This window comes from Dryocola sp. LX212 (assembly GCA_041504365.1).
In the GTDB taxonomy this organism is placed as follows: Bacteria; Pseudomonadota; Gammaproteobacteria; order Enterobacterales; family Enterobacteriaceae; genus Dryocola.
The window spans coordinates 928,204-941,347 of sequence record CP167917.1 but is presented as its reverse complement, the minus strand read 5'-3'; the positions used below and the strand labels follow the sequence as shown (position 1 = coordinate 941,347).

Here is a 13,144-nt window from a genome sequence, read left to right as displayed (position 1 = left end):
TTGGTTGTCCGTGGGCATAAAAAGAGCAGGGTCAAAGTCAGAGGCGGGGGTTACTCAGGGAGCAGAGGAGCAATCATCGTAAAGAACGCTTCTTCATCAAATGGGGCAGGATTTACGCTCAGCGCTCCCGCCGGACAACAGGTCCATCCCTCCCCCTCACCGCTGCGCATAAACAGGCGGTACAGGGGCCGGATATCGCCCGCTGTACTCAGGCAGACCTCAACACAGCCGGTCACGCCCTGGCCGTAAAGAAAGATGGGGGTAAAGCGGATATTCCGCTGCTGATAGTGCAGGACGATACCCGGGACGGAAAATGTGCTACCGCCAATCAGAAACTCAACCAGCGCCGTGTTTGTGGTTTCAGTGCGCACTTCTGTTCCGGCAAGCCATGTTTCCATTGACGCCTGAAGCTGGCTTATTCCCTGGCGAAAGGCCGCGATATCAGCTTCGGCCTTCGTGCCAAAGGCCGTGCTGCGGGGGTGTTGATCCTGCAATTTTTTCAAAAAACGGGCTTTTGCCGACATACTTTCACTGTCCGTCAGGAGGTTAGAGGCGGGTTTGAGCGTCAAGATACTGCTGCTGTTTAAGGTGGCGTATCAGCACCCGCCCCTCAGGCATAAATTCGGTGCCGTAGCGCACCAGGCCGACCCCTTTGAGCTCAGCATCGATGGCATAGCGAAGTTCACCGGGAATGTTCTGGTCGAGGAGGATGACATCGATGCTTTTCAGTCGCGGTTCGTATTTGAGTAATACGGCTGATAAGGTGCCCATCAGTTCATGGGCCGTTCCCGGCATTCCCTGCAGGATTTTAGTCATATCCGGCAGGCCATAGTCAGGCAGGTGCGCCAGCGTACCGGCGCGGCAGTTGAGGATGCGCTGCATATTATCGAGGACGGATAAAATCACCTGGTTCTGCTCGCTGACCTGATTGAGGCTCAGGCCACCGGAAAAATGACCGCTCAGCATTTCATACAGCGAGGGCGTGTTATGTCCTTCTGGCATCAGTCATCCTTCATCGGCTGTAACGTCAGGTGGTTATTCCCGGCTTCGAGAATGCGTGGCTTATCCGGATCTAAATCGTTGCGTTTGATAACCTGCTTCCAGGTGTTGTTGACCATATTCGGATGGCGGAACAACCCCACCACCGCCACAAACTGTGCGTCATCTTCCATCGGCATATCGAGGTTCGCATCCCCGCCCGGTTTCACCACCACATCGCGGGTAGCCAACAAATCAGCTTTCAACACGGTGTCACCATCTTTAAGCAGCTGCTGATAGACCGTTTTATCAAAGGTCTTACGATCTTTCAGCTGGTAAACCCGCACCACCACCGGCTCTGATAGCGAATTGCTTTCACGTGCATCGGTGTTCAGCGCTTCACGTGCCGTAAAGTCCAGATGCAGCACCTTAATACTTTTGTAAAACACGGCGGTATAGACTGATTTTGTGCCATCCGTGACACCCTGCGTCACGCCACAGCCCGTCAGGCTCATAGCCAGTACCGGCAGCAGCCAGCGTGCGGTTTTAGTTAAACTTATACGTAACACGTCGGTTTCCTTGTTGTGGTATTGCGGGCTGCAGCCCGGTGTAATAGCCCAGCTCCGTCGTAAAGGTCTGCGGGATATCGTCCGGGAGGTCTTCGTCTTCCGCGCCCAGCACGCCGTTCATGCCGAGCCAGAAAGTCCCCTCGCCCAGCGGCGGGACCGCCAGCAGACGGGTATCGGTGGTCAGGGTGATTTTTGCCTTAAAGCGCCAGCCCAGATAGACCCGCAGCATGACCAGAAAATCCTGATACAGCAGGCCATCCGGCTTCCAGCCCTGGGACTCCAGCTCGTTGTCAGTAGAAAGGGCAATCAGCAACTGACTGTTAGCATCCATAGCTTCTTCACCCAGCGGCGTGTTGCCGTCCAGCAGAAAATCATCATCACCGTAAAAGCCCAGCGGCTGACTGACCTCCACCGGGCGCAGGCAGTACGGACTGACCAGCACTGTGGTATCGGGTGCCAGTAAACTCACCAGTGCCTGCATCCCTTCCTGGGTTTTACCGGGCTGCTGCAGCACGCCAAGCAGCGACAGAAAACGTGATACCGGGGTGGCGATATGCTCTGCGGTGCCGGGAATACCCAGCCCCACCAGACCCAGCAGCGCCTGAGAGATGTTATCGGTTCCTCCCGGCTCGAAGGTGGCCGGGTAAGAGTATTTGCGCCAGATGCGGTAAAACTGCGTCAGGATACGGTGGCTGAAAATGTCCAGAAAACCCTGCAGCGCCTCGTGCCCTTCCTGGCGCTGGGTGATGTCATCGAGATACGCAGTCGGCAGCGGGGAGTCGACGCCATACATACCCATGAAGGTCGTGCGTATGACCGGCGGTTTGCTGTCATCATCTTCGCTGTATTCGACGGCCTTCAGCTCGCTGACCGGAAAACCCATCCCCGGATGCGGGGCAAAGCGTACCGGATCATCCGCGGGGTGGCTGGTTGAGCCCAGCAGCGGTTTATCCGGATTCTGCTTCTCCAGCAGCTGGCAGAAGCGATAGAAATTTATCCGGTTAAGCTCGGCTTCCAGTCGCGTGGTCAACCGGGAATGCGGCGGTTGTGCTTCTCTTCCCATTCCAGGCGCTCTCCGGTCGGTTGCAGAATGATAATCAGGCGGTTAAACAGATAGATATCGGTGTAGAGGGCAAAGAAACGGCTCAGCATCTCGCCGAACAGGCAGATGTCACCGCGCCCGGCAAAACCGTGGCTATCAAGCGTCACTTCAATCTGCACGCCGCGCACCAGATAGCCCTGTTCAAAGCGCTCAGTCTCACTGTGTTTCACGTCGATAATGGCCTCCAGGCGACGGCGGTTCATCTCACTGTCGGTCCATTCGTACAGCGCCAGCGTGCCGCGCAGCACGTCGGCATTATCCATCATCGACAGAAAACCGCTGCCGAGATGGCTCAATACGCGCCAGTGAAAACGGTCCTGCGCCGGCGGATAACAGGGCAGCGTCGGGGCACAAAGGTTGCGCACGGCGATACTGGCCGAGGTGGTTTTCATCACCGTATCGAGTACAGTGCTCTGTAGTGCACGTCGTGGCAGCTGGCCGTTGGTGCCGGTAAGCGTCAGCGACAGGCTCTCGTCTTCCGGTACCGTGTGGTTATCAAACGCTTCGCCCCCGAGGATAAGCCAGGTGTTGTGCAGCCCGGACGGGCCACGGCGCACGCGGGTGTGGTAGTAATATTCCGGCGCTTCATGGCGCATCATTCCGCCTTTGTGGCGGAAGCTTGAGAACGGCACATAGGTATGCTGGCTCGATGACATCACCGAATCCACCGCGTAAATTTCGGTATGGCCGTCCTGCACGCGCATCGGACGCAGCATGTATTCGGTTTGCAGAGAATTGAGCGTCAGCGGGTCAGATTCCAGCGGGAACAGGTTAATCACCGGCACACAGTTCAGGCGCAGATGCTTTTCGGTAAAGCTGAAGTCATGCTCCCAGCGCTCTGCCAGCACCACGTCGATTTCGAACCATGGGAGCTCAGCCGGAAAGACTACGGTCTCCAGCCCACGCAGGCCGGTAAACATGAATTTCTCACGGAAGGTGAAGTACTCCAGAAGCAGCTGGTAGCCACTAAAGCTGCTGTTACCCTTCGGCCACAGCGTATCGTCATCACCAAATCCCAGCGCGCTGAAATGCCCTTCCAGCGGTCTTCTGTCTATGTCACCGGACATACGCAGCCACATCCGGGCCACCTTCAGGGTGAAAGCTTCGTGCATCGCACACGCCAGCGGTGCGTCGGCATTGAAATAGAACGGAATATGGCTTAAATCGATACGGCTCCAGTCGGCAAGCTGACTGCAGTTAAACCGCAGCGTGATAACCGAACGGCCATCGGTATCGGTCATCAGGCTGGCCCGCTCCAGCGACAGCGGCTGAAGCATTATCTCTTTGGTGGTGGTGTAACGGCAGCGCGTGCCTTTATCGCCGATCGGCCGCGAGTTCACCTCGAAGCCTTTGACGATGCGCATCTGCTCTTTCATCTCACGCCAGTCAGGGGTGAACTCCACCACCGACATTGACGGAATGGTACGCAGGTAATGCGGCCACAGCAGGCTGACCAGCCCTTCCGTCAGTTCAGGCAGGTCATCGTCTAGCTTCTCGCGCAGGCGTCCCATCAGGAAGGCAAAGCCTTCAAACAGGCGCTCCACGTACGGGTCGCGAGCGCCCGCTTTATCGAGATTGAGCATTGCCGCCTGCTCGGGGTGAGCGCGAGCGAATTCTTCGCCGGCTTCCAGCAGGTAGCGCATTTCAGCGTCGTAATAACGCAGGGTTAAGTCATCCATAAAAACCTGAATATGTGAGTTTTAAAGGTATGCAAGGCGTTATTACCCGCAAAGCACCGCACTGCTGGCCGGATCGAGCGCAATCAGACCGGACAGAAGCAAATCCATCTCAGGCTGAAGCCGTGATTTATCGGTTTCACTGCGGCTGGCTGTCATGCGCAGCAATCTGAGGCGACGCGATTTCACTTCAAACAACAGCGCCGGTGTCCACTGCGTGAGGGTGATCGACTGTGCGGCATTATCAAGTTCACCCAGCAGGTGCAGCGCCAGTTCGTTCTTGCCCTTCTGCTCGGCCACGCGGGCCATCAGCAGACGAAGGAGCCATTTGTCTTTTGTGGAATCATTGCCCGGGCGGGTCTGCAGCCAGCGGAGTGTGGTATCCAGCCCGTCAGCATCCGCTTTCTCCAGCGCTTCCGGTTCGAGGGCCAGGATATCGTTATCTGTCTCACCGACTGCACTGACCGGCTCATCCCGCCAGCCTGACATACCGTCCAGCACGCTCTGGTTTATCCAGTTCAGCGTGACCTCATCGGCAAACGGCGTACCGTCATTAAAGGCCAGAGTTTCAAGCCCGGTAAGGCGGCGCAATAGCCCTTTCAGGTCTGCGGCGATGATATCGGCCAGTACATCCTGCCCTGACTTAATCAGGGCCTGGTGGATATACCACTGCAAATCCAGCCAGAGGTGGTTGGCGCCACGCGAGAAGGTGCTGTCTGCCTGCTCGAGTATCTCCAGCCAGCTCTGCTGCAGGTACAGCCGTTTGAGCATCGCACGCTGGTCCGCCCGCGGCGGCTCGATGCGCGTTTTTCCTTCGGCATCCGGTGCCGGAATAGCACTCAATGTGTCATGACGCAGGCTTTTCATCAGCCGGTGCGCGGCAAGCCAGCCATCAGGTTGTTCACGCAGATACCCCGTCAGGGTACGGGCCTGGGCCAGCAAATCCTGACCGGAGGAGATACGACTCAGGACTGGTGCATCAGGCTCTGCCGTGGGTGATGAGTTCTGTGACTGAGCTTTGTTACTGGCGTTCTGCGGTACCACGGCATCCACGCCACCTGCCTTCATCAGGCGGGACTCCAGGGCGCTATAAAGGGCATTCAATTCTGGCAGTGACGCTTCCGTCTCTGCTTCAAGGGCATCACTGCTGAGAAGCAATGCACCGGCGGTACGCTGAGCATCTTCGCGTACCACTTCCGGCCAGAGCGACAGGCTGTCGAGCACCCGGGAGCTCGCCAGCCATTCCAGGGATGCCTTACGGCTCCGCTCACGCTGCGGATGAAGCTGCGTACCATAGCGCTGCAGCATTCCCGCCAGCAGCTCAAGCCCCTCGGCAAAGCCGGTTTCCCCGTCCTGGTGCAGACGCGCCCAGCAGTAATAGGTGACAATCCGGATATCTTTAGCGGTGGTGGTCAACAGTTTTTCGGCAAGCGTGCAAATCAGCCCGGTATCGATGCCGGAAAGTTTATTAACCTCTTCCCGAATGCGCTGAAAATCATCGTCATACCCTGGGTCTTCTCCGGTCGGACTGGCGTCATTTACCGGAACAAGCCATGGCTGCCAGTTTTCCGCGCGTGCCTGCGCCTGTTGCCGCAGCTGAGTTTCGCCAGCCTGACAGGCGGCAACCAGATTCTGCAGAGTGCTCATTATTCAATTCCGTCCATGTCATTGTTTCCTGTGTTGGCCATCAATGCCTGAGCCGTGGCCGCGCTGTCGACACTGAATATCTGGTCCGGCAGCGTGAAGCCGCGAAGTGCCAGCAGTGCCAGCGGTCCTTTGCCCAGCTGTGAGCGCAGCACCCACTGCAGGGTTCGACCGTCCGGCGCGGTAAAGCTCATCATCCACTGGCTGCGGTCGAGCTGTCGGCGTTTGCCCTGCTCCAGCCAGCGAATGAAGCCCCAGGTCCCGCTGTAATCCCCGAACAGGCGCGCGCCGGCGTTAACGGTGGTCCAGGTCAGCATGGTTCCCGGCCTGTACGTGTCTCCCGGCCAGCGGAAGGACTGCCAGTCAGCCATCTGATTGAAGTAGTGCAGCTTCTGACCGTCAATGGTCAGCTGGGTTTCCACCACCTGCGGTACAGGACGCGCCTGCAGCTCAAAGCTGATGCCCTGGCTGCCGTCGGTGAACAGAATGTCTGACAGCTGGCTCAGCTGATTCATCGCCCGCAGGAAGGCCGGGTTAAAGCTCAGCCCCTGGCCGTTGACCTTATCCGGCACCCACTGGCTGCCCTCCTTGTGCAGCACGCCGCTGAGCTCCGTCGTCAGGAAGCGCTCAATGCGTCCGCTGTCCTTGCGCAAAAACTCAGCCAGCATCGGCAGGGAGGCATCACTTTTGCTCGCCGCAAACGGGAAGCGCCCGTCAAAGGCGGTGTGCCAGTTCGCCACCACGGAGCGGCTCCACTTGTCATTGAGGCTGGCCGCCGACGGCTGAAGCACGGTCTCCCAGGCCTGGGTCAGCGGCTGCACAAACATCGTGCTGCCAAAGCCGCTCCACTCCTCGCCAAGGCTTGCGGAAATCAGGCTGCCGTACTGCTGGGTGTCGGTCAGGTCCACGCTTTTCCCCTGGAACACGGTCTGCGCCAGGGTCTGCATCATCTCCTGCGGGTCGGAAGCGCTGGCCACCTGTTGCAGACGCAGACGCACGCGGGTGATGCGGGTCAGATACGTCTGCAGGCTCAGGGAGGTGTCAGCCGGCATGACGTTGCTGCCTTTGTTTTTACCCATCAGCATCAGCAGCGGGCTAAAGGTTTCATCGAGCGGCCCCTGCGGGCCTGATGCAGACTGGTCAATCGCGGGTTTGTCTTTTCCACCCACCAGGTCTTTAGCCGATTTGAGGATGGAATCGGAAAGCCCTTCGCTTTGCTGGCCGGTCTGCCCCTGCCAGGCAATGGTGTTCATCAGGGCAATCAGCGGAGACTGGCGGACATCGCTCATCAGCGTCAGCTGGTCGGTGACGTCCGCAATATTATTTGCCGGATTAAGCCGCAGGCCGTTGAGGAAGCTCAGCCAGCTGCCGGCAAAGTCGGCGAAGTAGCGCTGCGTCAGACGCGCCTTCAGGGCCTCCGGCGACAGGTCAGCCGATACGGCCTGATGGGAGTCGCTGAGCACCCAGTCAATTTCATCCCGGCGTGAACGTGCCGCCTTCTCAATCGCCTGCTGAATGCCCCCTTCCCATGCCTGGCGGGTGAACATGCCCGGCACCACCTCATCGGTGGTAAACAGGCGGCGGGCGTCGGTACCGCTGGTCATGTCCTCCAGAGAGACATCGGCAAAGTTACGACGCACGGATTTGAGCATGTTCTCGTACAGCGTGCTTTCCGCGTTGCGCCGCCCTATCTGCTGCAGCAGCACCTGGCGGCTCTGGCTGACCAGCTGCATGTCCGGGGTGATTTTCCACTGCGGCTGCGCTGGCAGTGCGGAGAGATAAAACGCCCACAAATCCGGCGACAGGCTTTGCCACAGGCCGGTTGAGATACCCGTGCGCGTCGGCTGCACGGCCTTCATGGTCTGCGCGAAAAATGCGCCGTCGGCTTTATCCGGACGGGACATCATCAGCCAGGCTTTCAGCTGGTCATAGCCCGGCTTCGCCAGCCGTGCCCGCTGGTCGCCGTTGGGCGCGGAGTTTGCCAGCGCGCTGAGCTTCTGCGTCAGGGCGGCATTTGCCGGGTCGCGTATCAGGCGGTTGTTCGCCACGCCGTACCAGGGCAGCATCGCGTCGAGCAGCTGCCGGTTATGGTCCAGACCGAAGCGCTGGTACCAGGGTGCACCTTCCTGAACACGGTGCTGCAGGCGGCCGGCGTCATTACGCAGCGTATGCAGGGCCGTCAGCTGGTAATCCGAGACGGAAGGATGCTCCACCAGGGCATGCGCCTGCTGCGCCACAGAGACAATCTGCAGACGGTTGACCGCAAACGACAGCAGCGTCCCCGCCCCCCAGACACCAATAATAGCCATCAGCGTCCAGGCAAGCGTCTGCTCCCAGGCCATGCCGACACGGCTGCCACGAATACGGATACAGTCGTCCACGATGCCCTGCCAGGTTACCGGCAGGGTCAGCGCATGGCGTTGTGATTCAGGGATATATTTTTCTGCATCGGCCAGTGCAGAGGCAGCGGCTCCCTCTGACGTATCAGCGGGTTGATTCTCCGGCAGGCTGAACATCAGGCCACGCAGCGGCACGCGCTGCTGTGAGGCAGACAGCCATGGCACCAGCTGCTGGGCCCAGCGGGCGATACCGCCGTCTTTGAGGTGCTGGCCCAGGCGCAGCAGGAAGTCGTGGCCGTTGTTCTCAGCGACCTGACTCACCCCCTGCGTGCGTAGTGCCGGCAGCATCAGCTCAAGCTGGCGGGTAATATCGTCAGGCTTAGCACGCAGCGGGAAACTGGCCCCTACCGCCTGTTCAGTGCGTTTTGACTGCGACCAGGTGCTGTCGCACAGCTGCCACAGCCAGACCGGGGCGGAATAACGGAGCAGCTCGCTGATTTTCTCCAGGCCGCGTAAATCGTTGTCACTTATCCGCGGGGTCAGATTAAGCGACTGCGGCATGACACGCACAATCCCGTCCAGTGGGCGTCCGCGGCGCAGTTTACGCAGCGCGGTGTATTTTTCCTTGTCGGGCTCAGCGGTCAGACTGCCGCCGTAAAGCAGAACGGTACGGTTACCTTCAAGCCACTGGTTTTCCTGCAGGCCAGGAACCAGCTGTTCGATTGCGGCTTCGTCGCCGGTGATCAGCAGCAGGCGGACCTTGCGACGCCAGAAGAAATTGTAGCGAGTACGTAAATACTTTTTCAGACCCCGAACCGTAATAGGAACAGAAGAATCGTTTTTTGTTTTTATCTGATTCGAAGAAAATTCATCCGAGGTTTGAGCTTTCACCCTGCGATAAGTCTTCTTGCCAAAAAAATAAGTTGTAATAAACAAAAGTAAAATAAAAAGAAGCATCCCTGCGGTCAGGATCAGAGCACTAAAAAACAAGACCGTTTGTAAAGCAGAACCTGGGGGAATACCAAGCTGATCTGGGTAATTCTTGATAATCAGGCAGACGGAGCCACCCAGAAATAAAAAAACAAACAAAATCAACCACAACTGAAATGTTGTGTTCTTTAGTCCCTGCACTATACGTTTCACTTTTTTCTCCCGACACGAAACGACTGGACACAATAATGCCCATTACTTTTTGCATCTGATGCTGTGTGACATCAAATTGACTTAATAGCTCTCTTTACCCGAACGAATAACTACCCACCAAGGGTCTTCCTCTTCTGACGCGCTCATGATTAACTGAGGAAACGGCAATGTACATGAATGCCCGGCAGCAAGCGCAATGGCAATCCAGGGGGAAACAACACCGGTTCTTCCCGTTTTTAAATCAATATCGATAATCTGTGCGCTGGCTTCTGCGCGAGGAAAGCGAAATTTATTCTCTGATAACAATGACTGCGTTTTATTTTCAGTTCCCATTCCAGAAAACCACAGGGACTGTATATCTGCAGCGTGAGTTTTCCCCCAGACTAAAGCTTGCATGGCTGTAGAGAGTAATGATTTTGTATCTTTTGACTGTTCAGGCCGGTGGAAGCGAACTGCCATATTGCTATTAAACCCTTCACCGGCTTCGGAATGGAGCAGCAATGCCACAGCCGCCTCACCCTCGCCATCAGAAACCGTCGCTCGGATACAGACAGAGAGGAGAAGCAGGGTATCCATGCTTTCGGGATTATCCAGCCACTTATCGATATCAGACATTCCAAAATACGGTGAGATTTGAATATTACTCACAGGTAAAAGCGTAATCATACGCTTCCTAATATCGGCCAGCTCATCTGATGAAAGGTAAATACTTGAATCTATCTGTAAGATGACTTGCAGCGATTTCTTTTTTTGGCATTCATATAATCCCGTCTTCAATAACGGGTCACTCAGAATTTCCCGGAGCCGGTTCTGAATACGTTCAGCAGCTGGCAGACTTTTATCGCTAAACTGGGCGATATAACTTACAGATTGTGTTGCTGCATCGATAACAGAAGGCAACTTTATCCCCTGGGGCAGCAGGAATTGTTCCGTCAGTGCCCCTGACGTGACAACATGAGGTAAACGCACACTTGCGAAATCCAGTATTAGAAAACATTGCCCACGCTGAATTTCATTCTCTATATCCTGTTCACGCTCATCATCCCATCCATTTGCCGGCCACACTGTAGATAACCATGCGAGCCAGCGAAGACCAAACAACACAACCCAAATCGCCAGTGGTGCACTAATAAAACAATGCCAAAAAAGGGGGCCCCGTGCAGAATTATTATGTATTGGCCACAGCCAGGAGGTAAGAAAGCCACCGAACACCATGAATATCAGCAAAATCACAAACCAGCGTTTTGCTGATGGCTGACGGGTTCTCCTTGCGACATCAGGAATAGCAGAAAGATCGACTGGCATTATTTACTCGTAGTTGCATTGTTCAGGGATGATATGAGCTTACAACCACAGGAACACTCATAGTCATGAAAGGCAACAGGGGTTCCTCTGTCTTTCATTGTAGGATGGCCTTGCGAAATATAGGATGGGCTGTGCCCCTCAATAGGGCAACTGACAGGATCGTTTAACCGCGCAGCACCGATACCTTTAAACTTCATTTTAGAGGAGCCAGACAGCACCTTGCCGCCACCCGTTGTTTTATCGCCAATACGAATAACACCTTTCATTTTTTATCCTCCATAGCGAGCATCAAGTTTGGCTTTGATCTTTTGATTTGCCGATGCCAGCCGCTGGTTTTTGGCGTCGTACACTTCCCGCGATTCATTTGCCAGCACGGTGCGCCAGCGATGAGGGGAATTGTTTTCAGCGCCAACGTTGATCGGGTCATGCAGATCAACAGCGCATGCTTCAAGCACTTCCGGTGACCACTGGGGGATCTTGCTGGTTTGCATGGCAATATAGCGGGCAATACTTTCAACCAGCGCGAAAGGCAGATTCAGAACAAGCAGCAGCCAGTCTGCCCGTGAATCTATTTGCATCAGTCTCTGCAATCCTGCGATATAGCCTTCTTTTTGCTTCTCAACAGGCGGGCAAAATAAGACAGTCTCAGCCAGTTCTTCCAGACAGTCCTCTTCCATATAACACCGAATAAACTCCCAGTAGAGAGACAACTCTTCCCGTTGCCCGACATAACCAAAGCTGAACGTATTCAGCACGGTTTCTTTATCTTCGGAGAGAAGGTGCCCAACAATGCAGTAACTGATTTTCTGCTTGCTGGTTGTGAAAAATATGTCTTTCCAGGGCACAGTAATGATCTCACCGCTGACCTGATAAATATGCACCAGCTGTTTTTTCCGGTTAAAACGCATAGGGTAGTGCGTTTTTCTAAACCAGTCTTTCAATAGAAATCGTCCAAAAAAACAAATACTGCCACCCGAAAGTAGTGCGGCAAAACAAAAAAATGGAACACTACCATTTTCAAAAATAGCGATTTTTGCAAAAGCGACAATTGTGATAATAAACAATATACAAAACGCCATCATAAAAGACGCTACATACCCTTTTGTAGGATAGAATTTATCCACAACTTCCAGATAAGATGAATTGATCCGTATAACAGTATCCAAGTCGAGTACAGTAGCCTCACCTGAAATCTTTCTTCTTTTACCCTGAACAAAGCGACTCTGCTTTTCTTCTTTGGTCAGTGGTCGATTAACCTTAAATGGAAAGAAAAGCCCGATATCGTGTGAAATTGCCATTTACTCTCATCCTCCAACTAACTGCTGTAGCCGGGACATTTCCATCTGCATGGTTGGCCAGACTGCAGGAACATCACTTTCACCAACAGGTATTTGACGCCACCAGGTTGCTGCCAGCCATTTCTGAATTTCATCACGACTTTGCATCGCAATATAAATCGCAGAGCCAAGAACAAAAGCAATCGCTATCGCCAGGCCTACAGGGCCAAAGGCCAGTGAAGTAAATACTGCTGATGTTACCAATGCTGCACCAGCCACAGCAGAGATCAAGTATGCACCAGCTAGCCCTATATTGCCCTTATGATATTCTTCATAACTATGATAAATATCCCAAATCACAGCTACATAACCAAATGCAGCGCATACCTTTCCTGCAAGCTGAATTCTGTCAGCTAACTTCATCATCCCGACTTTGCCATAACGCAAACGTACCAATGGCTTGAGCCGGAAACTCTTAAATTTAAAGATCACCCTCTCCACCGCATCCAGTAATGTTCCACCAGCTCCGATGGTATCAGCGAATAATTTAGATATCTTTTCTGCCCCCGTAAGCTGCCCGTGCATCAGGCTGGCTGCGGATTTGCTGACGGCCCCAACCTGCATGATTATTGCAAAAACGCATCCGGCAAAAGGCAGGCTCTGCGCACCATCATTTGCCAGATTGTTGACCGCGCTGCCCTTCGCCAGCGCCAGTTTTGCTCTCCACTGGCGCGGGAATAACGTACTGCTGACCTCATCTGCTGAGCGCATCGTTTTTACAGCTGCGGTGGCACGCTCAGCCTCCGGCAGTACCCGCGTCCGCGTTGCTTCTGCTACATCAATCAGAACCAGTGATTTCTGCTGGTGAATCCCCACCATCGATACGCCGGCAATTTCCATTCTGCGTACTTCGATATCAACATAGTGACGCAGGCGGGACGCTGAAATGCGGCCTTCAAGATCGGTCATTTCTCCCAGCTGCCTTACGATGGCACTGATGAAATATTTTCGCTCACCGGTGCTGCTTATCACCTTAAGTCCCATGCCATATGACGCGGCCAGTGCCACCAGAGAAGGCAGTAATCTGTCTGCAGCTTTGTCCAGCATCCCC

11 protein-coding genes are annotated in these 13,144 nt (G+C 54.9%); all 11 read right to left on the bottom strand.

What is annotated here, in order from left to right; genetic code table 11:
- Nucleotides 1–50: 50 nt before the first annotated feature.
- Entirely contained in the window at nt 51–569 is a 519-nt protein-coding gene (locus ACA108_04480; GenBank protein XEX96799.1) for a hypothetical protein, read from the bottom strand.
- Nucleotides 547–1,002 (bottom strand): type VI secretion system baseplate subunit TssE, encoded by a 456-nt coding sequence (gene tssE, locus ACA108_04475; GenBank protein XEX96798.1) that lies wholly within the window; start codon nt 1,000–1,002, stop codon nt 547–549. Before tssE ends, ACA108_04480 begins: the two co-directional genes overlap by 23 nt.
- A complete protein-coding gene (tssJ, locus tag ACA108_04470) occupies nt 1,002–1,547 on the bottom strand; it encodes a type VI secretion system lipoprotein TssJ (protein ID XEX96797.1) in 546 nt (181 codons plus the stop codon). Before tssJ ends, tssE begins: the two co-directional genes overlap by 1 nt.
- Nucleotides 1,525–2,610 (bottom strand): type VI secretion system baseplate subunit TssG, encoded by a 1,086-nt coding sequence (tssG, locus tag ACA108_04465; protein ID XEX96796.1) that lies wholly within the window; start codon nt 2,608–2,610, stop codon nt 1,525–1,527. Before tssG ends, tssJ begins: the two co-directional genes overlap by 23 nt.
- Complete coding sequence (gene tssF / locus ACA108_04460) at nt 2,574–4,328, bottom strand: type VI secretion system baseplate subunit TssF (protein ID XEX96795.1); 1,755 nt, start codon at nt 4,326–4,328, stop codon at nt 2,574–2,576. The genes tssG and tssF overlap by 37 nt, the downstream gene beginning before the upstream one ends.
- A 42-nt stretch (nt 4,329–4,370) precedes the next feature.
- Entirely contained in the window at nt 4,371–5,972 is a 1,602-nt protein-coding gene (gene tssA / locus ACA108_04455; GenBank protein ID XEX96794.1) for a type VI secretion system protein TssA, read from the bottom strand.
- Nucleotides 5,972–9,451 (bottom strand): ImcF-related family protein, encoded by a 3,480-nt coding sequence (locus ACA108_04450; GenBank protein XEX96793.1) that lies wholly within the window; start codon nt 9,449–9,451, stop codon nt 5,972–5,974. The genes tssA and ACA108_04450 overlap by 1 nt, the downstream gene beginning before the upstream one ends.
- Before the next feature lie 81 nt (nt 9,452–9,532).
- Nucleotides 9,533–10,756, bottom strand: coding sequence for a hypothetical protein (locus ACA108_04445; GenBank protein XEX96792.1), 1,224 nt, complete (start codon nt 10,754–10,756; stop codon nt 9,533–9,535).
- The gene (locus tag ACA108_04440) at nt 10,756–11,022 is read right to left on the bottom strand and encodes a PAAR domain-containing protein (GenBank protein XEX96791.1); all 267 of its coding nucleotides are present in this window, start codon (nt 11,020–11,022) and stop codon (nt 10,756–10,758) included. Before ACA108_04440 ends, ACA108_04445 begins: the two co-directional genes overlap by 1 nt.
- A gap of 3 nt (nt 11,023–11,025) precedes the next feature.
- Entirely contained in the window at nt 11,026–12,054 is a 1,029-nt protein-coding gene (locus ACA108_04435) for a DUF6708 domain-containing protein (GenBank protein ID XEX96790.1), read from the bottom strand.
- 6 nt (nt 12,055–12,060) lie between these two features.
- Entirely contained in the window at nt 12,061–13,140 is a 1,080-nt protein-coding gene (locus tag ACA108_04430; GenBank protein XEX96789.1) for a hypothetical protein, read from the bottom strand.
- Nucleotides 13,141–13,144: the final 4 nt, after the last annotated feature.